Annotated in this window: 15 protein-coding genes and 1 tRNA gene; 13 read left to right on the top strand and 3 right to left on the bottom strand. The window is 73.9% G+C overall.

The features are described 5' to 3' along the window. Positions 1-13 precede the first annotated feature (13 nt). The 10 genes from QUG98_RS00585 to QUG98_RS00540 all read left to right on the top strand — a co-directional run bounded on the left by QUG98_RS00585 (position 14) and on the right by QUG98_RS00540 (position 11,915). On the top strand, positions 14-214 hold the full coding sequence (locus tag QUG98_RS00585; RefSeq protein WP_058728434.1) for a hypothetical protein: 201 nt from the start codon (positions 14-16) through the stop codon (positions 212-214). A gap of 11 nt (positions 215-225) precedes the next feature. Then, positions 226-825, top strand: coding sequence for a nicotinate-nucleotide adenylyltransferase (nadD, locus tag QUG98_RS00580; RefSeq protein WP_082687387.1), 600 nt, complete (start codon positions 226-228; stop codon positions 823-825). After that, positions 822-2,426 carry a hypothetical protein gene (locus tag QUG98_RS00575; RefSeq protein ID WP_289468721.1) on the top strand — a complete coding sequence of 535 codons (1,605 nt, stop codon included), beginning with the start codon at positions 822-824 and terminating at the stop codon, positions 2,424-2,426. The genes nadD and QUG98_RS00575 overlap by 4 nt, the downstream gene beginning before the upstream one ends. 140 nt (positions 2,427-2,566) lie before the next feature. Beyond that, the gene (gene rsfS, locus QUG98_RS00570) at positions 2,567-2,941 is read left to right on the top strand and encodes a ribosome silencing factor (RefSeq protein ID WP_058728436.1); all 375 of its coding nucleotides are present in this window, start codon (positions 2,567-2,569) and stop codon (positions 2,939-2,941) included. 106 nt (positions 2,942-3,047) lie between these two features. Next, a tRNA-Ala gene (locus QUG98_RS00565) sits at positions 3,048-3,120 on the top strand. A gap of 178 nt (positions 3,121-3,298) precedes the next feature. Continuing rightward, the gene (locus tag QUG98_RS00560; RefSeq protein ID WP_289468720.1) at positions 3,299-4,237 is read left to right on the top strand and encodes an aldose 1-epimerase family protein; all 939 of its coding nucleotides are present in this window, start codon (positions 3,299-3,301) and stop codon (positions 4,235-4,237) included. Then, positions 4,216-5,718, top strand: a complete 1,503-nt coding sequence (locus tag QUG98_RS00555; protein ID WP_289468719.1) for an anthranilate synthase component I family protein — start codon at positions 4,216-4,218, stop codon at positions 5,716-5,718. Before QUG98_RS00560 ends, QUG98_RS00555 begins: the two co-directional genes overlap by 22 nt. 107 nt (positions 5,719-5,825) lie before the next feature. Continuing rightward, positions 5,826-6,797, top strand: a complete 972-nt coding sequence (gene imuA', locus QUG98_RS00550) for a DnaE2-dependent mutagenesis accessory factor ImuA' (protein WP_289468718.1) — start codon at positions 5,826-5,828, stop codon at positions 6,795-6,797. Further along, a complete protein-coding gene (locus QUG98_RS00545; protein WP_434533402.1) occupies positions 6,794-8,491 on the top strand; it encodes a DNA polymerase Y family protein in 1,698 nt (565 codons plus the stop codon). Before imuA' ends, QUG98_RS00545 begins: the two co-directional genes overlap by 4 nt. 10 nt (positions 8,492-8,501) lie before the next feature. Then, positions 8,502-11,915 carry an error-prone DNA polymerase gene (locus tag QUG98_RS00540; RefSeq protein WP_289468717.1) on the top strand — a complete coding sequence of 1,138 codons (3,414 nt, stop codon included), beginning with the start codon at positions 8,502-8,504 and terminating at the stop codon, positions 11,913-11,915. A 64-nt stretch (positions 11,916-11,979) separates the two neighbouring features. On the opposite strand, the gene QUG98_RS00535 is transcribed toward QUG98_RS00540, so the two are convergent. Together QUG98_RS00535 and QUG98_RS00530 are read right to left on the bottom strand one after the other, a co-directional pair. Beyond that, positions 11,980-13,479 carry a sensor histidine kinase gene (locus tag QUG98_RS00535; protein ID WP_289468716.1) on the bottom strand — a complete coding sequence of 500 codons (1,500 nt, stop codon included), beginning with the start codon at positions 13,477-13,479 and terminating at the stop codon, positions 11,980-11,982. Next, positions 13,476-14,153 carry a response regulator transcription factor gene (locus tag QUG98_RS00530; protein WP_058728778.1) on the bottom strand — a complete coding sequence of 226 codons (678 nt, stop codon included), beginning with the start codon at positions 14,151-14,153 and terminating at the stop codon, positions 13,476-13,478. The genes QUG98_RS00535 and QUG98_RS00530 overlap by 4 nt, the downstream gene beginning before the upstream one ends. 246 nt (positions 14,154-14,399) lie before the next feature. Here QUG98_RS00530 and QUG98_RS00525 point away from each other — a divergent pair, with 246 nt between their 5' ends. After that, positions 14,400-14,804 (top strand): hypothetical protein, encoded by a 405-nt coding sequence (locus QUG98_RS00525; RefSeq protein WP_289468715.1) that lies wholly within the window; start codon positions 14,400-14,402, stop codon positions 14,802-14,804. A gap of 75 nt (positions 14,805-14,879) precedes the next feature. Here QUG98_RS00525 and QUG98_RS00520 read toward each other — a convergent pair whose 3' ends face one another. Further along, a complete protein-coding gene (locus tag QUG98_RS00520; protein ID WP_289468714.1) occupies positions 14,880-15,956 on the bottom strand; it encodes an FUSC family protein in 1,077 nt (358 codons plus the stop codon). Positions 15,957-16,036: 80 nt separating this feature from the next. Between QUG98_RS00520 and QUG98_RS00515 the strand changes: the two genes are divergently transcribed. Both QUG98_RS00515 and QUG98_RS00510 read left to right on the top strand, forming a co-directional pair. Beyond that, positions 16,037-17,281 (top strand): phosphotransferase enzyme family protein, encoded by a 1,245-nt coding sequence (locus tag QUG98_RS00515; protein WP_289468713.1) that lies wholly within the window; start codon positions 16,037-16,039, stop codon positions 17,279-17,281. A gap of 475 nt (positions 17,282-17,756) precedes the next feature. Then, positions 17,757-19,883, top strand: a complete 2,127-nt coding sequence (locus QUG98_RS00510; protein WP_289468712.1) for a DEAD/DEAH box helicase — start codon at positions 17,757-17,759, stop codon at positions 19,881-19,883. Positions 19,884-19,894: the final 11 nt, after the last annotated feature.

Below are 19,894 nucleotides of genomic sequence, written 5' to 3'. Positions count from 1 at the left end.
GAGCACCGGACCGATGACCTTCCTCGCTGAAGCCGCTGAGCACGCCTCGGGTGTGCCCGCGTTCGTCTTCCCGATGTGCGGCGCGCTGTTCTTCACCTTCCTCGGGTTCGTGACGTGGAGCTTCCGCGACGTCGCGTACCGTCACTCGCACAAGTTCGAGGCCACCCGCCACCACGAGACGGGTGTCGACGAGTTCGGTCACACCAAGCTCTGACCCGCCGCTCGATGCTCGAGAGCACGGGGCGCCCACGCATCGGCGTGATGGGCGGCACGTTCGACCCGATCCACCACGGGCACCTCGTGGCGGCGTCGGAGGTCGCCCGTGCGTTCGACCTGGACGAGGTCGTCTTCGTCCCCACCGGTCAGCCGTACATGAAGTCGGACGTCACCGACGCCGAACACCGGTACCTGATGACGGTGGTCGCCACCGCGTCGAACCCGATGTTCACGGTCAGTCGGGTGGACATCGACCGTCCCGGGCCCACCTACACGGTGGACACGTTGCGCGACCTGCGCGACCAGCGACCGGATGCGCAGCTCGTCTTCATCTCGGGCGCGGACGCCGTTCAGCAGATCCTCGACTGGAAGGATCACGATGGCCTCTGGGACCTGGCGCACTTCGTCGCGGTCACCCGTCCGGGCCACGACCTGAGCATCACCGGACTCCCCGAGCGAGACGTGAGCTTGCTCGAAGTCCCCGCACTGGCGATATCCTCGACCGATTGCCGCGACCGGGTCAGGCGCGGTCACCCCGTGTGGTACCTCGTGCCGGACGGGGTCGTCCAGTACATCTCCAAGCACCACCTGTATCGGAGCGTTGCATGAGTTCGTCCGACGCGCAGCCGCCACTCTCGCGGCGTGAGGCGCGCGAGCGGGAGCGTGCCGCCGCAGCCGGCGGGCAGCCCGTCACCCCGCCGCCGACCGTCGCCGCACCCTCCGACCAGTCCGAGCCCCGTCGTCGGCCGGGCTCGCACGTTGCGCCTTCGCCGAGCGGCCCCGCGCGGTCGGCCGTCCGTCCGACCTCCGGCGGCTCCGAGCCGGAGCAGCAGCCCGGGCCGGTCTTCCCCCTCGCACCGGCTCCGGCCTCGGCGACCGAGATCGTGCCGGGGACCGGTGGCCTCACCCGCCGCCAGCTCCGCCTGATGCGCGAGGCCGAGGGACAGGCCGTGCAGCCCGTTCCGCTGCAGGCGCCGACCCCGCAGTCGTCGGACCGCACCGTGCAGGACGTCATCGGCTCGGTCGACCACCTCGACCAGGACGCCGAGCGTCCGCGTTCGGCACCGACCGCCGCGTGGTCGCCGGACCAGGCGCGTCCGGCCCAGGGACGTTCGGCCCAGGGACGACCGGTACAGCCGCGCCCGGCCGGCGACCGTCCGGTCCCGGCCTCGGCCGAGCGTCCGACGTCGGCGCAGGACCCGGTTCGTTCCGCGCAGTTCCCGCTCGCTCCGACCCCGGTCGTCGACGCGTCCGAGGCGTCGGGCGACCGCGACGACCGGACCGGTGCGGCAGGGCAGGCCCCGGAGCGCGAGGCACCGGCCGACGAGCCGTCCGCCGAGACCGAACTGCTCGACCCGGCGGCCGTGGCGCAGGCGACCGAGGCGGACGGCTCCCCGGACGCGGTCGAGCCCCTGAGCGAGGCCGCCGCGCACGCCGAGGAGCCCCGGCGCCACCGGACGACCTGGGCCCCGCCGGAGACCGACGACACCGAGACGAACGAGTCCGAGGACGCTGCCCGGGCATCCGCCCCGGCGCCGACGGCGTCGACCCCCGTCGTGTTCCCGTTGTCGCTCGACGACGACACGAACGAGGTCCCGATCCAGCTCCCGACGCCCGCGACCGCTCGTCGGTCCGACGACGGTGCCGGTCGGGGCGACGACGCGGATGCCGGTGCACCGCGCGTCCCGGCGGCCTTCCGTCGGAGTCCCGAGCCGAAGCCCGTCACGACGGCCTTCGAGCCCCCGGCGGGCCACTGGACCCAGCAGGCGCGTGACGCCGACGACGCCGAGGTGCACGACGTGACGGGCACCCGCCGCGTCGCCGTGCAGGACACCAACTCGATCGTGCTGCCGAACTCCGCGCTGGCCGACCCGACCGGCGCCCTGAACGCCACCGGCGAGGTGATCCTCACCGGCTCGATCGACCTGCCGGCCTCGCTGTCGTCCACCGGGTCGCACCGACCGATCGACGGGGCCGAGGTCGACCGGCTGCTCGAGCAGCACGACGAGCAGCCGGAGACCGACGCCAGCCCCGTCCGTGCGAGCCGTGCGATCTCGAGCCACACGTCCACGCGTCAGGTCGTGCTCGCCGCCGCGAAGCCGAAGGAGTCCCGGACGCCGGTGATCCTCGGCGTCACCGTCGGGGCCGTCGGCCTGGCCGCCGCAGGGGTCATCATCGTCGCCCTGCTCACCACCCACTTCGGCGGCTGAGCGCCCGCCGGACTCCTCGCACCCGACCGCCCCGTCGTCCGTCCCGGCCCACCGGCCTGGCCGCTGTCGGCGGGGTGGCCTATGATCAAGACCCATCACACGGACCCGCAGCGTGCGGTGCCGACGACCGGAAGGACTCCGTGACCGCCTCCTCACGCGCAGTGGAACTCGTACAGATCGCCGCCCAGGCGGCCGACGCGAAGCAGGCCGAAGACCTCGTCGCCCTCGACGTGACCGGGCCGCTGCAGCTCACCGACGTGTTCCTGCTCGCGACCGGTCGGAACGAGCGCAACGTGCTCGCCATCGCGGACGAGGTCGAGGAACGCCTGATCGCAGCCGGGGCCAAGCCGCTCCGGCGCGAGGGCCGGACGGAGGGCCGCTGGGTCCTCATCGACTTCGGTGACATCGTCGTGCACGTCTTCCACGAGGAAGACCGCCAGTACTACTCGCTCGAGCGCCTCTGGTCGGACTGCCCGACGATCCCGCTCGAGCTCCCCGTCGACCACACGGCGTAGACGCGACTCGCCCGGGTGACGGAGTCGATTTCGTCACCGGGCGTCCGCGTGGTGTACGCTTCCATGGTGCCTCCGGGAACGGAGAACACACCGAAGAAGTGAACATGGGTCTGTGGCGCAGCTGGTAGCGCACCTGCATGGCATGCAGGGGGTCAGGGGTTCGAGTCCCCTCAGATCCACCCAATAGACGAAGCCCCGCCGGACATCCGGCGGGGCTTCGTCGTTCCGCAGGTGCTTCGTCGTTCCGCAGGTCCGGGCCGGACAGGTCCGGCCCCGACGGGTCCGACCCTGCCAGGCGGCGCGACCCATCCGGAACCGGGGCCGTCCGGGCTTCCCCGTCCCACTACGCTGTTGCGCATGAGCAACGACGCGCCCCTGGCCGGAGCCCCGCTGTCCGGATCCGCCCTGACGATCACCGCAGGCGGGTACACCGCCGAGGTCGCCTCGGTCGGGGCATCGCTCCGGACCCTCCGCGCCGGGGGACGCGACCTGGTCGTCCCGTTCTCCGCCGACGAGGTCCGTCCGGCCTTCCGCGGGGCCGTGCTGGCGCCCTGGCCGAACCGGGTCGTCGACGGCCGGTACGCGTTCGGCGGGCAGGACCACGAGCTCGCGCTGACCGAGCCGAAGCGGCACCACGCACTGCACGGTCTCGTCGCCTGGACGGACTTCCGGGTCGTCGCCCACGAGCCCGACCGTGCGGTGCTCGCCACGACGGTGCCCGCGCAGGAGGGGTACCCGTACCGCGTCGAGGTGCTCGTCGAGTACCGCGTGGACGCCGACGGTCTGCACACGACCGTCACCGGGACGAACACGGGTGCGGATGCCGCACCGTGGGGGACCGGTCCGCACCCGTACCTCGTCGCCGGCGAGGGCCGTGTCGACGACTGGACGCTGACCCTGCCCGCAGCCGAGGTGCTCGAGGTCACCGAGGACCGCCTCGTGCCGACCGGCCTGGCCCCCGTGCACGACGAGTTCGACCTCCGAACGGCGACCCCGATCGGCGACCGGTTCATCGACCACGCGTTCACCGGGTTCGACCGCGACGCCGAGGGACTGGCCACGATCGAGCTCACCGCGGCGGACGGGCACGGCGTGCGGGTGTCCTTCGGGCCGGAGTGCGGCTGGGCGCAGGTGCACACCGCCGACCACGTCGTGCCGGAGTACCACCGTGTCGGCCTCGCGGTCGAGCCGATGACCTGTGCACCGGACGCCTTCAACGCGGGCGAGGAGGTCGGCCTCGTCGTGCTCGCCCCCGGTGCCGCGCACGCCGCCTCGTGGACGATCGCCGCGGTCTGACCCGAGCGCGGGTCCTCACGCGACGGCTCGACGTCACGCCCGACCTCGGCGCGCTGGCGGCAGCCACCGGGTCCGACGTCGTCTGGCTCGACTCCGGGCTGCCCGAGGGCGCGCCGGAGGCTGCTCGCGGACGCGCCCGGTGGTCGCTCCTCGCGCACACGGACGGACCGTTCGCGACCCGGTTCCGGCACGAGGACCGACGCGCGGAGCTCGAGGTCCCGCCCGCGGCCCGGCGGTGGTTCGGGACGTCGCGCTCCGAGGACCGCCCGGCGTTCGCCGTGCTCGACGACCTGCTCTCGCGGACACCGGCGCTCGACACCCCGGTGCCGGGCTGCGGGTTCGCGCTCGGCTGGGTCGGGTTCCTCGGCCACGAGCTCGGCCGGGAGTCCGGCGGTCCGGACCGTACCGCTGCGCACGCGGACGCGGACCTGCGCTTCGCGGACCGCGCGGTCCTGGTGCACGCCGACGGCCGCGCCTGGGCGCTCACCCTGGTGACCGACGACGAACCGGCGGCCAGTGCCGCGAACCGCGCGTGGCTCGACGGGCCGCACACGGGAGGGCCGCCGGTCGACGTGCCGGACGGTGCCACGGGCCTCCCGGCCGTCGCCGTCGGTCGCGTGTCCCGCGCCGCGTACGAGGGCGCGGTCGAGGCGTGCCGCGCCGAGATCCGAGACGGGAACGCGTTCCAGGTGTGCCTCACGACCGCCTTCGCGGTCGGCGCGTCCGGACGGGAGGCCCTGCTCGCGCCCGCCACCGATCCGCACCTGGTCGAGTACCTGCGCCTGCGCCGTGCGGACCCCGTCCCGTTCGGCGCCTGGCTGCGGCTCGGCCCGCTGCGGATCGCCAGTCGGTCGCCGGAGCGGTTCCTGCGGGTGGACGCCGACGGCACGGTGGTCGCGGAGCCGATCAAGGGCACGCGGCCGCGCGACGCGGACCCGGCACGGGACGCCGTCGCCCGGTCGGCGCTCGCGGCGAGCACGAAGGACCGCGCGGAGAACGTCATGATCGTCGACCTGCTGCGGAACGACCTGCTGCGCACGGCGGTGCCCGGGTCGGTGCACGTCGAGCGGCTCTGCGACGTCGAGACCTACGCGACCGTGCACCAACTCGTGTCGACGGTGTCCGCCGTGCTGCCGGCCGGGGCGTCCCGAGCGGCGGTCGTGCGCGCAGCGTTCCCGCCGGGGTCGATGACCGGGGCGCCGAAGATCAGCGCGATGGCGATCGCCGACCGGCTCGAGGGGGCGCCCCGTGGCGTGTACTCGGGGGTCGTCGGGTACTTCTCGGCGGACGGTTCGGTCGACCTGTCGGTGGCCATCCGCACACTGGTGACGGTGCTCGACGACCGAGGGGTGGAACGCTCGCGGACGTTCGGGGCCGGTGGCGCGGTGACGTGGTCCTCGGTCGCGTCGGACGAGGCGGACGAGGTCGAGACGAAGACGCGGTCGGTGTTCGGGGCGCTGGGGGTCACCGCCGGCTGGTGACCGGGACGGGGCGGGTTCCCGGTCGTCGTGTGAGCCGCCGGGCGTGTCGAACGCGTGTTCGATCCGGTTGTCCACCGATGTCGGACCCGGTTGACATCATCGAACACATGTTCGAATATGAGGGCATGCAGACGGCGGCGGCACTCCTGTCGCCCGGGCCCGAGGGGGCGACCGGGCCCGACGGGCCTGCTCGGCTCGACGGGCCTGCTCGTCCCGACGGGCCTGCTCGTACCGACGAGTTTGGCCGCTCCGGCGGTCGGTCGGGGGCGACCCGTCCGACCCGGCGCGTCGACCACCTGGGGGATGCCCGGGCGGCGCTCGAACGCATCACGGCGCTGCGCTCCCGGGTGTCCGAGATGGAAGCGCCCCGCGTCGACGTCCAGGGGCTCCCCACCGCCGACGCCCTGCAGCCGCTGCTGCCCGGCGGTGCGATCCGGGCCGGCGGGTCCTACGCCGTGCAGGAGTCCGTGCTGCTCGCCATGACCATGCTGCAGGCGGCCTCGGCCGAGGGTGCGTGGTGCGCCGTGGTCGGGGTGCCGTCCTTCGGGGTCGAGGCGGCTGCGGCGATGGGCATCGACCTCGAGCGGCTCGTGCTCGTGCCCGACCCGGGCGACCAGTGGCTCACCGTGACCGCAGCCCTCGCCGACGTGGCGCAGATCGTCCTGACGCGGCCGCTCGGTCGGGTCGTGCCCGGTGACGTCTCCCGGCTGTCCGCGCGGTTGCGGCAGCGTGGTGGAGCACTCGTCGCACTCGGGTCGTGGCCGGGCGCCGACGTGACGCTGCGGGTGAGCGGCTCGGTGTGGACCGGCATCGGCGAGGGGCACGGGTACCTGGCGGAGCGCCGGGCCACGGTGACGGCGTCCGGCCGTGCGGGGGCGGGGCGGGGCGTCAGCGCGGACCTGCTGCTGCCGGCGGCGGACGGTGCGGTGCGACCCGCTGCGCCCCTCGTCACCCGTGCGGGCGGGACCGACACGGGCGTCACCGGTGCACCCGGTACCACCCCGGTCGTCCCCGGTGTCGCACCGGCGGACGACGCCGGGACGTCCCGCGTGCTGCGTCCGGTCGCGGTGGCGTCGTGAGCCCGCGGGGACGAGCACGTGCCGCCTCGCCGCGCGGCGCGATCCGGGGCACCGCCGGGGCGGGGGTGCCGGGTGCCGGAGTCGTCCGTGCCGATGCGCTGGCGCGCGGTGGTGCCCTGCCGGAACCGCCGCCCACCCGCACGATCGTGCTCTGGTGCCCGGACTGGCCGGTGATCGCGGCTGCCCGGGCAGCGGGGTCACCGCCCGAGCACCCCTTCGCACTGGTGGCCAAGGGGCTGGTGTTCGCCAGCTCGGCCAGTGCCCGGCAGCAGGGTGTGGTCCGTGGCCTCCGCGTGCGCGAGGCCCAGGCCCGCTGCCCGGAGCTCGTGGTCGAGCCCTACGACGACGCGCTCGACCACCGGGCGTTCGAGCCGGTCATCCGTGCGATCGAGGGCGCGGTCCCCGGGGTCGAGGTCCTGCGTCCCGGCACGATCGCCCTGCGCTCCCGTGGGCCGGCGCGGTACTACGGCGGCGAGCGGGCGGCGGCCGCGACGCTGGCCGGCATCGCCGCCGACCACGGTGCCCCCGGCGTCCGTGCCGGGGTGGCGGACACCCCGTTCGCGGCGGAGCAGGCAGCGCGGGCGCGCCCGGTGCGGCCGGGGGAGCGGGTGCGCATCGTGCCGGTCGGCGGATCGGCCGCGTTCCTGGCGGACCTGCCGCTCGGGGTGCTCGGCGACCCCGACCTGGCGATGGTGCTCGGGCGGCTCGGCATCGCCACGCTCGGCGACTTCGCCGCGCTCGGCGACGAACAGGTGCGCGACCGGTTCGGGGTCGCCGGTGCGTTCCTGCACCGGCTGGCGGGCGGCCGCGACCCGCGCGAGGTCGCCGCGCGGGCGGTCCCGCCGGAGCTCCGGGTCGAGGCGTCCTTCGAGCCGCCGCTCGACCGTGCCGACCAGGTCGCGTTCGCCTTCCGCCGGTCGGCCGACGACTTCGCCGCCCGACTGCGCGCCGCCGGGCTCGTCGCGACCACGATCCGGGTGGGCATCGTCGACGAGCGCGACCTGCTGCTCGAGCGGACCTGGGTGCACCCGCGCTGGTTCGACGCGGCCGACGTGGTCGACCGCGTGCGCTGGCAGCTCGCCGGCGGCGTCGACCCCTCCGGGCTCGAGGCACCCGTGGTCCAGGTGGTGCTCGAGCCCGTCGCGGTCGACGACGCGTCGAACCACGAGCGCGGGCTCTGGGGGACCGGGCCCGACGAGCGGGTGCACCACGCCCTCGCCCGGGTGCAGGGGCTCGTGGGGCACGAGGGCGTGGTCACCCCGCGGATCGGTGGCGGTCGGACGCTGGCAGAGCGGGTCGTGCTCGTGCCGTGGGGCGACACCCCCGCCGGTGGCGAGCGGGCGCTGGCGACCGTGCGCGACCGACCGTGGCCGGGCAGGCTGCCGGGTCCGCCGCCGGCGACCGTGCTCGAGCGGCCCCGTCCGGTGGACGTCGTGTCGGTGGGCGGCGACACCGTCGACGTCGACGAGCGCGGTGCCCTGACCGGGGTGCCGGAGCGGTTCCGCGCCGAGGGCGAGCGGGGCGGCCGGTTCGCGCCCGTGACCGCGTGGGCGGGGCCGTGGCCGCTCGTGGTGCGCTGGTGGGAGGCCGGCGGACGACGCCTGCACCGACTGCAGCTCGTCGACGACGACGGCCGCGCCTGGTACCTGGTGCTCGCCGACCACCGGTGGTGGGCCGAGGCGGTCGCGACGTGAAGGAGACCTGATGGGCTACAGCAACCCGCCGATCCCGTGGTCGCAGTTCGAGCGCGCCCTGTCGGACAAACGACCGGACAGCGCGCACGCCGGCGACGGCGGGGACAGCCCGGCCTGGTCGCGCAAGCGGTCCCGGTACGTCCCACCGACGCCCGCGGCCGACGACGACGTCCCCGTCGTGCCCTACGCCGAGCTGCACGCGCACTCGACCTTCAGCTTCCTCGACGGCGCCAGCGGTCCGGAGCACCTGGTCGAGGAGGCCGCACGGCTGCACCTGCACGGCCTGGCGCTGACCGACCACGACGGGTTCTACGGCGCTGCCCGGATGGCCGAGGTGGCCGAGGCGTACCCGACCGTGACGACCGTGTACGGCACCGAGCTGTCCCTCGGGCTGACCGAGCCGCAGAACGGCGTCCCCGACCCGGAGGGCACGCACCTGCTGCTCCTCGCCGACGGGCAGGACGGCTACCACCGGCTCGCGGCCGCCGTCACGCGGGCGAACCTGGCCTCGGGCGCCGAGAAGGGGCGGCCGCAGTACGACCTCGACGAGCTCGCGGCGCAGGCCGACGGGCACTGGCGGGTCCTCACCGGCTGCCGGAAGGGCACCGTGCGCCAGGCCCTCGAGCGCGGCGGGGAGTCGGCGGCGGACGAGGCCCTGCGGGCGCTGCTCGACCGGTTCGGCACGGCCGGTGTGGTCGTCGAGCTGACCGACCACGGCGAACCGCTCGACACCGCCAGGAACGACGTCCTCGCGATGCTCGCGGCACGGCACGCCCTGCCCGTCGTGGCGACCGGGAACGTGCACTACGCGACCCCGGACCGCTTCCCCGTCGCGACCGCGCTGGCGGCCGTGCGGGCCCGGCGCAGCCTCGACGAGATCGACGGCTGGCTGCCGGCGGCCCCGACCGCCCACCTGCGGTCGGGCGCCGAGATGGCCAGGCGCTTCGTGCGGTGGCCGGGGGCGGTCGAGACGAGCGTGGCGCTGGCGGACGAGCTCGGCTTCCGCCTCCGGACCGCCAAGCCCGGGCTGCCCGACGTCGAGGTCCCCGAGGGGCACACGACGATGTCGTGGCTGCGGGAGCTCACCTGGCGGGGCGCCCGGCGGTTCTACCCGGGCAGCGCCGACGGGGTCGACCCGCAGAAGCGCGAGCGGATCGAGCGGGAGCTCTCCGTCATCGCGGACAAGGACTTCCCGGGGTACTTCCTGATCGTGCGGGACATGGTGCAGTACGCCCGGCAGCGGGGCATCCTGTGCCAGGGGCGCGGCTCGGCGGCGAACTCGGCGGTCTGCTACCTGCTCGAGATCACAGCGGTCGACTCGATCCGGTACGGGCTGCCCTTCGAGCGGTTCCTGTCGGCGATGCGCGACGAGGAACCCGACATCGACGTCGACTTCGACTCGGACCGTCGCGAAGAGGTGATCCAGTACGTCTACGAGAAGTACGGACGGTTCAACGCGGCGCAGGTGGCGAACGTCATCACCTACCGGCCGAAGGGGGCCGTGCGGGACATGGCGAAGGCCCTCGGGCACAGCCCCGGGCAGCAGGACGCCTGGTCGAAGCAGGTCGAGCGGTGGGGGTCGGTCACCGAGAGCCAGGACCACGACATCCCGGACACCGTGGTCGACATGGCGCAGCAGGTGCTCGGCTTCCCGCGGCACCTCGGCATCCACTCCGGGGGCATGGTGCTCACCGACCGGCCCGTGGGCGAGGTCGTGCCCATCGAGCACGCCCGCATGGACGGCCGGACCGTGCTGCAGTGGGACAAGGACGACTGCGCCTTCATGGGGCTCGTGAAGTTCGACATGCTCGGGCTCGGGATGCTCGCGGCGCTGCAGTACTCGTTCGACCTGGCCGACGAGCACTGCGGGGAGCGTTGGGACATGCACTCGATCCCGAAGGAGGAACAGGGCGTCTACGACCAGCTCTGCCGCGCGGACACGATCGGGGTGTTCCAGGTTGAGTCCCGCGCACAGATGGGCACGCTCCCGCGGCTGTTGCCCCGGCGGTTCTACGACCTGGTGATCGAGGTCGCGCTCGTCCGCCCGGGCCCGATCCAGGGCGGTGCCGTGCACCCGTACATCCGACGTCGGACGGGCGAGGAACCGATCACGTACATCCACCCGTCGCTCGAACCCGTGCTCGAACGGACGCTCGGGGTGCCGCTGTTCCAGGAGCAGCTCATGCAGATGGCGATCGCCGTCGGCGGGTGCTCCGGGGACGACGCGGACCTGCTCCGGCGGGCGATGGGCTCCAAGCGCGGCCTCGAGAAGATCGAGCGGCTGCGCGAGAAGCTCTACGCGGGGATGGCGGCGAACGACATCCACGGCGCGGACGCCGACGCGATCTACGCCAAGATCCAGGCGTTCGCGAACTTCGGGTTCGCGGAGAGCCACTCGATCAGCTTCGCGCTCATCGTCTACGCGAGCGCCTGGATGCGGCTGCACTACCCGGGGGCGTTCCTGGCAGCCCTGCTCCGGGCGCAGCCGATGGGGTTCTACTCGCCGCAGACCCTGGTCGCCGACGCCCGACGGCACGGGGTGCGGGTGCTGCGTCCGGACGTCCTGCGGTCGGCGGTCGACGCGACGCTGGAGCCGCTGTCCGACGGCGAGACCGGTCCGACGGGAGCCGACGCCTGCCTGGCCGAGGAACAGCCCCCCGTGTTGCCGTTCGACGGCTCGTCGCCCGACGACACCGCTGACCACCGCCGCGACGGTGCCTTCGCCGTCCGCCTGGGGCTGGTCGAGGTCGCCTCGCTCGGTCGGCGGAGCGCCGAGGCGATCGTCGCGGAGCGCGAGGCGAACGGACCCTTCACCGACATGTCCGACCTGGCCCGCCGGGTCCGGCTGACGACGGCGCAGCTCGAGGCCCTGGCCGCGGCGGACGCCTTCGCCGGGCTCGGCATCGACCGGCGCAGCGGCATGTGGTCGGCGGCACAGGCCGCGGCGGAACGCCCCGACCAGCTGCCCGACACGCAGGTCACGGTGCAGCCGCCGCTGTTCGGGCAGATGACGAGCGGCGACGTCCTGATCGCGGACATGTGGTCGACGGGCATGTCGACGGACGACCACCCGGTGCACCACGTCCGACCGCGACTGCGGGCCCGCGGGGTGCTCAGCGTGCAGGACACCGCGACGGCGGAGACCGGACGGCGGGTCGAGGTGGGCGGCGTCGTGACGCACCGGCAGCGACCGGCGACGGCGTCGGGCATCACGTTCCTGAACGTCGAGGACGAGACCGGGCTCGTGAACGTCATCTGCAGCGTGGGCGTGTGGGGCCGGTACCGACGGGTGGCGCGGGAGTCGCCGGCCGTGGTGGTGCGGGGGATCCTGGAGCGGTCGCCGGACGGCGTGGTGAACCTGGTGGCGGACCGCATCGAGCACCTGCCGTTGGCGGTACGGACCCGGTCGCGGGACTTCCAGTGACCGAGCGTGACGGGCCGGGACCGGCCGCGACCGGCCGTGCCCGGCAGGGACGGGTCAGGACGGGTCACGTCCCGGTCTGCTCGCGCACCGCGGGGATGCGCACGGTGACCTCGAGACCACCCGAGCGGACGTTGCGGAGGGCAGCCGTGCCTCCCGACCGTTCCGCGATCGCGCGCACGATCGCGAGCCCGAGGCCGGAGCCGCCCGGCACCGGGACCCCGCCCGTCGCCGGGTCCGGGTCGCGGCGTGAGGTCCGGGCCTCGTCCGGGCGGGTGAAGCGGTCGAACGCGACGGGGATGAACGACTCGGGGACACCGGGGCCGTCGTCCGTGACCTGCAGGACGCCCTCGTCGCCCTCGACCCGCCACGACACGAAGACGCCGCCGCCGCGGGGGAGTGCCGCGACCGCGTTGCTCGCGGTGTTCGTGACGAGCTGTGCCATGCCGCCGGTGTCGAGGCGGAAGCGCGGCTCCGACGCCTCGGACGCGTCCGTGCTCCGCTCGAGGTCGAAGTCCACCGTGATGTCCTTCGCCGACGCGATGAGCCGCACACGGTCGACGGCGGCCATGACCTCGTCGCCCAGGTCGCTCCAGGTGGTGGTCGGGTGCGTGCCGTCCTGCTCGCGCTCCTCGGCGTCCTCGATGCGGGACAGCGTGAGCAGGTCGTTCGCGAGCCGCGAGAGCCGGGCGACGCTCCGCTTGGCGCGGTCGATGTGCGCCGCGAGCGCCGCCGCGTCGTCACCGTCGAGGGACGCCAGGTCGAGCTGGGTGGTGAGGATCGCGAGGGGGGTGCGGAGTTCGTGGCTGGCGTCGGAGACCATCTGGCGCTCGCGCTCGGTCACTTGGCGGGTGCGGGCGAGGAACGCGTTCAACGTGGTGGCGAGCGAGGCCAACTCGTCCTGTGCCGGGCCGACCGGCAGCTCGGCGCGCTCGGGAGCGACCGAGAGCCGTTCGGCCTCGCGACGCATCCGGTTCACCGGGCGGAGGGCGGCCGTCGCGAGGGCCCAGGACGCGATGCCGAACGCGATGAGGATCGCGAGACCGGTGAGCGACAGGGTCGTGGTCAGGTCGTCGACGACGATCGTCTCCGCCTGCGAGTTGCGCGCCGCGACGACGGTCCAGCGTCCGGCGGCGTTGACCGGGTGCTCGATGACGACGCGGTACTCCGACCCGGAGACGGTGATGAGCGACGTGCCCGCCTCGGTGGACGCCAGGCTGCCGAGCGCCCGTTCGACACGCGGTGGCATGGTGGACAGCCGGATCTGGCCGGAGGGTGCGACGACGGCGACGAGCTGCGCGTTCCCCGGCGCGGACAGGTCGGGGTCGCTGTCGACCTCGAGCGTCGCGACGTACGGGTCGACGTCGGCGTCGAGCAGGGTCCTGGTGGCGCTCGCGACCACGCTGACGACCTGGAAGCGCATGACGAGCACGAGCAGCAGGATCACGACCGCGGCGATGGCCGTCGAGCCGATGGTGATGCGCGCGCGGAGCGAGAGCACCCGGAGGGGCCGGGGCAGGCCGCGTCCGCCGCGGACCGTCCCGGTCGTGGGTGCCGTCCCGGTCACGCCCCGAGCAGGTCGAGCCGGTAGCCGCGGCCCCGGACCGTCGCGATGGCGACCGTCGCCTCGTGCGAGGTCAGCTTCTTGCGCAGGTAGGAGATGTACTGCTCGACGACGTTCGGGTCGACGTGCTGCGAGCCGTCCCAGACCTCCTCGAGGATCTTCGGACGGTCGACGACCGTGCCCACGGAACGGGCGAGCAGCCGGAGCAGGGCGAACTCGGTCGGGCTGACGGCGACGCGCTGGCCCTTGATCGCGACGCGTCGGGCCTCGGAGTCGATGGCGACGTCGCCGACCTCGATGACCCGCTGGCCGGCAGCCGACTCGCGGCGACCGAGCGCACGGAGGCGTGCGGTCAGCTCGGCGAAGGCGAAGGGCTTCGTGAGGTAGTCGTCCGCACCGGCGTCGAGCCCGAAGACCCGGTCGTCGACGGCGTCGCGTGCGGTGACGAGCAGGATGCGGACGGGGTCCTCGCGCTCGCGGATCCGGCGGGCGAGCTCGAAGCCGGACATGCCCGGCATCATGACGTCGACGACCGCCAGGTCGAAGGCCTGCTCGCCGAGGGCGATGAGCGCCTCGACACCGTTCTCGACCGCCGTGACGCGGTACCCCTCTGCCGCGAGACCACGCTCCATGAGCGCGCGCATCTCGTCGTCGTCCTCGACCACCAACAGGCGCATGATCGACCTCCTCGGCCCCCATCGTGGCAGGGAACGGGCATCGGTGGGCCATTCCCGGTGGGAAGTCGCTGAATCTCGTCACAGTGACCCCGGCTCGACCGCCGTGCGTGCGGTGCGACGGGTCCGTCACCCGGACGAGGGCAGAACGTCCTGTCCCGCAGAGGGGGGTATCGGCCCGGAGAGCGCCGCGTTGCTAGGCTCCGCACCGGACACGGCGTACCCGACGCAGTGTCCCGAGGGGGCACCATGCAGGATCAGGAGAACCGTCCGTACCGTCCGGACGACAGCGACCACCCGGCGATCGTCCGGTTGCAGGCGGAGCTCGACGCGGCACGGGACGGCATCGGCGTGCTCGGCGAGCTCGAGGCCGACCGGCGCGAGCGGGTCGTCGCGGAGCTGCTCAGCGCCGTGCCGGACGTCGCGAGCCGTGCGGCGTACGAGGCAGGCGCAGACCGGGCGGTGGCCACCATCCGGCGCTTCGAGGAGCGCCGGGCCGTCGACCACGAGTCGGCGCCGGCGCTGTGGGACCGGCTCGTGCTCACCGCGTTCGAGGCGGCTGCAGCGGCCGAGCCGACGGAGCGCGACCCGGCGTCCGCACGTCGCGGGGCGACTGCAGTACCCGTCGGCGCCGTGAGCGACGCCAGGGCCTGAGCCGCGCCCGGCGCCGTGAGCGTCGCCAGGGCCAGAGCCGCGACCCGCGCCGCGCCCCGCGCCGCGACCCCGCGATCAGTCGTCCTCGCCGAGCAACTCCTCGCGCACGCGGCGGATGTCCTCGAGCAGGGCGCCGATCAGCACCCAGTGCCGCGAGTTCGGCCGGACGACCTCGAGCGGTGCCGTCAACGCGTGGTCCGTGGCCGCCGTGTCCTCGCCGCCGGTGCCGGTGAAGCCGTCCCGCTCCACGTGGTGCAGCCGCGTCGCCTCGACCCGCGCGCTCAGCGCCCGGACGTCCGCACCGATCCGGGCGACCTCGGTCGCGATGCTCCCCACCACCGGGTCCGACCGGAGGTCCGGCGCGGTGTTGTCCCGGATCGCCCGGGTCATCCCCGTGACACGGGTGACCAGCACGCGCAGGTGCTCGGCGATCGCCGTGTCGCGCTGCAGGATCGTCCGGTGCCGGCCACCGCGGGGGTTCATCGTGAGCGACTCGCCCGCAGCGGTGAGCGAGGCCTCGGCGCGGGCGTGCTGCTGCCGGAGTGCCCGCGCCTGCCGCAGGGCCTCGTCCCACCGGCCGGCGTCCCAGCCCTCGGTGAGGCCGATCGCGATCCGCTCGAACGCTGCCGCGGTGTCGCGGGCCAGTCGGGCGACCGCGAGGTGTGCCGGCTCGAGCAGGACCGGCGGGACGATCACGGCGTTCACCGCCAGCGCCACGACCGCGCCGACCACCGTCTCGAGGATCCGGTCGGCCGAGTAGTTCGGCGTGACGACCCCGGCGGTGAGCACGAGCATGCCGCTGATACCGACCTGGGTGGCGGACGTCGGGGTCAGCCGGAGCGCCCAGCTCAGCAGGATCGCCAGGACGATGACGACGAGCACGACCCACACCGAGTCGCCGAGCAGCAGGTGGAACGCGGTCGCGAGCACGACGCCGAGCACCACGCCGGCGCTGCGCTCGAGGCCCTTCACGAACGACTGGTTGATGCTCGGCTGCACGACGAGGAGCGCGGCGATCGCGGCGAAGGTCGGGAACGGTCCGTCGATGAGGACCCGGCAGAGCAGCACCGCGGCGACCACCGCCACCGCCGTCTTCACGACCTGCAGGAACGGCGTACGGCTGGAACTGCGGAGACGTGCGACCGGGTTCACGACGACCACGGTAGCCACCAGCCGCACGCCGAGCCGTGCACGATGGCGACGAATCCGCCGCGGCACGGTTGACTGGTCCCGTGTGGCCCAACCACGAGCGCGTCATCCCGCAGGCCTTCGCCGGCTCCGGGACGTCCGTCGTGGCCGCACGCGCCCACTCGGTCGAGCCGTCGGGCAACGGCTACCTGTACGGGTACGAGGTCGACACCGTCGACCGGACCGGACAGCGCGCCACCGTCCTGACCTACGTCGACACCGGTGGCGCCCACGACCAGAACAGTGCGATCGTCACCGACCCGGCCACCGGTGAGCCGGTCTCGGTCTGGGCGTACCCGAACGACCCCGGGCTGCCGGTGCTGCCGCAGGTGACGTACCGCGACGCCGTCGCCGAACTCCTCGCGGGCGTCGGCATGCCGGTCACCGACCCGGTGCTCTCGGTCGCCGCCTACCGCCCGGGCAAACGGGCGGTCGTCCGCGTCGACGCCCCGGAGCGCGTGCTCTTCCTGAAGATCGTCCGCCCGCACCGCGTCGCGCCGATCGTCGAGACCCACGAGCAGTTCGTGGCCGCCGGACTGCCGGTCCCGCGGGTGCTGTCGAGCCGGGGCGACGGACTGCTCGTCCTCGAGCGCATCCGGGGCGTGCCCGCGGGCAGCCGGATCACCGAGATCGCCGACGACCCGCGCTTCGTCGCGTCGCTCGCCGCCCTGACCGGTCGCATCGCGACGGTCCCGATGACGCAGCAGGCACGGGCCGACGCGATGGACCACGCGGACTGGCACCGCCGCACGCTCGTGGCCGCGCTGCCGCAGGACGCCGCCGAGGTCGACGAGCTCTACGACGCCATCGGCCGACGGTCCGTCGGGTGGGGCGCCGCCACGAAGCAGGTGGTGCACGGTGACCTGCACCTCGAGCAGGTCTTCGTCGACGAGGACGAGCCGTGGCGCATCTCCGGCCTGCTCGACATCGACACCGCCGGCTGGGGGTTCCCGGTCCGCGACGTCGGTGCGGTCGTCGCCCACCTGGTCGTCACCGGGCTGTGGCACCGGTCGCGCGGGGACGCCGAGCGCGGGGCCGCTGCCGAGCGGCTCGCCGACGCCGTCGCCCGCGACTGGGTCGCGCGGAACCCCGGTGAGGCCGACCGCATCGGTCCGGCCATCGGTGCGCAGCTCCTCGCCCACGCGGGCGGACAGGCCACGACCGGCTCGGAGAACGGGATCCGGACCGCCCGGCAGCTGCTGGCGGCGACGCGCGCCGCGCTCGCCGAGCCGACGCCGACCGTGCCCTCGGACGGCGTGCTCCGTCCGCGGTCCGCACCGCAGGTCTGACCCGGCCGTCCGCCGGGCGTGGACGAGCGGGTGGAGGGGAGCCGCGCCTCCCGGCCGACGTCCGTCCCGGCCATCCGCCGACCGGACGGGAGGCACGACGCGCGCGGGTCCCGTCGAGTCGCCTCCGTCGGGGGTGCGGGAGTAAACTGTGAGCAGCACGCACCGTGTCGTCGCGTGCCGCGTCGTTTCCGGACGCGGCTGTCGGTCACCGAACCGACGTGGGGACCGGATCCGTGGGCGTCCGACGGGCACCACGTGCGTGCGACGGCGCCGGGTCCCGGCGCGGATCGTCGTGCCGAGCACCCGAGTGTGCCGGCCGCACGGGCCGCGGGAGTCCACCGGACGTCCCTCGACGGGACCGGCGCACGAGCGGGCCAGGGTGGCCCGTGGACCGGGGTCGCGCCAGACGCCGGTCGAGGACTTCCCGCCACGACGGCGGCCCGCCCGTGCGGAACGGGCGCAAGAAGGAGGAGCGTTGGCTCGATCAGGCACCCGGCGAGCAGCCGGCGGGACGCGGACCGCGTCGCGCCGCACCCGTCCGCTGGACAACGACGGCGTCATCCCGGTGCTCGCCCGCGCGGTGCGCGAGGTCGAGGCGGCGGCGCAGCGCGGACCACTCAAGGCCTCCAACCGGTCGAAGTTCCAGGCGGTGGCCCTGCTGATGCGCGAGGAGCGTGCGCGGGTCAAGGCCGACCCGGAGCTCACCGACGCGCAGCGGGCCGAGCAGCTGAAGCGTCTCGACGGCGTCGCCACCATCCTGGCGAAGACCGCGGCGCGGGACACCAGCGTGATCCAGCTGCTGACCGAGGAGGCCTCGGTGAGCGAGGCGACGCGGACGGTCAAGCGCGACATGATGATCGCCGGCGGCATGGAACTGCAGCCCGAGGAACTCGTCATCGCGGCGGAGCCCTCGCCGGTGGTCGAGTCACCCGTGCGCGCGGTCGTCCCGCAGGCGGTCGTGCAGCGGCAGCTCGCGAACCCGTTCCTGCCGCCGGACTTCGCCCTCGCCGACCAGCCCGTCGCGCACCCGCGCCGTCTGGCGAACTGGGAGCTCTTCGGTCCGCTGTTCAAGTCGTTCGAGTACGGCGCGGGCGGGGGAGCGGCGTCGATGCCGCTGCCCGATCCGACGTCGCTGCACTCGCGGTCCGGCACCACGCTGATGAAGCACCAGGCGGAGCTCGTCGCCGCCGCGTCGCACGGGCACCGCACCTTCCTGCTCGCCGACGAGCCCGGCCTGGGCAAGACCGCGCAGTCGCTGCTCGCCGCCGACGCCGCGAACGCCTTCCCGCTGCTGGTCGTCGTGCCGAACGTCGTCAAGACGAACTGGGCGCGCGAGGCCGAGCGCTGGGTGCCGAACCGGACCGCCACCGTCATCCACGGCGACGGGGACGACCTGGACGGCTTCGCCGACATCGTCATCGTGAACTACGAGATCCTCGACCGGCACGCCGGGTGGCTCGGGTCGTTCGGGTTCAAGGGCATGGTCGTCGACGAGGCGCACTTCATCAAGAACAAGGAGTCGCAGCGCTCCCGGTTCGTGCTGCAGCTCGCCGAGCAGATCCGCTCGAGGGTGTCCTCGCCGCTGTTCATGGCGCTGACCGGTACCCCGCTGATCAACTCGGTCGAGGACTTCCGCACCATCTGGGAGTTCCTCGGCTGGATCGACGACAAGAAGCCCCGCGCGAAGCTCATGAACGAGCTCGAGGACATCGGGCTCACCCCCGCCGACCCCGGCTTCTTCGTCGAGGCGCGCAAGGCCGTCATCGACCAGGGCATCGTGCGACGCCGCAAGGTCGACGTCGCCGCGGACATCCCCGCCCGACGCATCGCCGACATCCCGGTCGAGCTCGACGGGGAAGAGGGCCGCTCCATCCGCGACGCCGAGCGCGAGCTCACCGCGAAGCTCGTCCGGCGGTACCACCAGGCACTCGACGCCCGCACCGGGCAGGACCCGGTCGTCGGCATCGACCACAGGCTCGTCCGCCAGGTCGCGCGGTGGGAGCTCGAGGACCAGGACGCCTCGTCGACCGGCGAGAACGTGTTCTCGATGGTGCGGCGCATCGGTCGGGCCAAGGCACAGCTGGCAGCGGACTACGCGGCGCAGCTCGCCTCCAACGTCGGCAAGGTCGTGTTCTTCGCGAAGCACCTCGACGTGATGGACCAGGCGGAGGAGGTCTTCGCGCGTCGGCACCTGAAGACCGCGACCGTCCGCGGCGACCAGACGCCCGCGCAGCGCACCGCCGAGATCGACGCGTTCGTGAACGACCCCGACGTGGCCGTGATCGTCTGCTCGCTCACCGCTGCGGGCGTCGGCCTGAACCTGCAGGTGGCCTCGAACGTCGTGCTCGCCGAGCTGTCGTGGACCTCGGCCGAGCAGACGCAGGCGATCGACCGCGTGCACCGGATCGGGCAGGAAGAACCCGTCACCGCGTGGCGCATCATCGCCGCGCAGACGATCGACACCAAGATCGCCGAGCTCATCGACTCGAAGGCGTCCCTGGCCGCCCGCGCGCTCGACGGCTCCGACGAGGAGATCGACGACTCGGGCGACATCCAGCTCGACGCGATGGTGGCGCTGCTGACGGAGGCGCTCGGGGGCTGAGCGCCGAGCGC

This window comes from Curtobacterium subtropicum, from assembly GCF_030362975.1.
Lineage (GTDB): Bacteria > Actinomycetota > Actinomycetes > Actinomycetales > Microbacteriaceae > Curtobacterium > Curtobacterium subtropicum.
The sequence above is the reverse complement of the archived record's forward strand: the minus strand, read 5'-3'. Positions and strand labels throughout refer to the sequence as shown.

Excerpts from the sequence above, each read along its gene's own strand:
- nadD (WP_082687387.1), top strand. The coding sequence starts at position 226 with ATGCTCGAGAGCACGGGGCGCCCACGCATCGGCGTGATGGGCGGCACG.
- QUG98_RS00530 (WP_058728778.1), bottom strand. The coding sequence starts at position 14,153 with ATGCGCCTGTTGGTGGTCGAGGACGACGACGAGATGCGCGCGCTCATG.
- QUG98_RS00560 (WP_289468720.1), top strand. The coding sequence starts at position 3,299 with ATGAGCAACGACGCGCCCCTGGCCGGAGCCCCGCTGTCCGGATCCGCC.
- imuA' (WP_289468718.1), top strand. The coding sequence starts at position 5,826 with ATGTTCGAATATGAGGGCATGCAGACGGCGGCGGCACTCCTGTCGCCC.
- QUG98_RS00575 (WP_289468721.1), top strand. The coding sequence starts at position 822 with ATGAGTTCGTCCGACGCGCAGCCGCCACTCTCGCGGCGTGAGGCGCGC.
- QUG98_RS00540 (WP_289468717.1), top strand. The coding sequence starts at position 8,502 with ATGGGCTACAGCAACCCGCCGATCCCGTGGTCGCAGTTCGAGCGCGCC.
- QUG98_RS00585 (WP_058728434.1), top strand. The coding sequence starts at position 14 with ATGACCTTCCTCGCTGAAGCCGCTGAGCACGCCTCGGGTGTGCCCGCG.
- QUG98_RS00525 (WP_289468715.1), top strand. The coding sequence starts at position 14,400 with ATGCAGGATCAGGAGAACCGTCCGTACCGTCCGGACGACAGCGACCAC.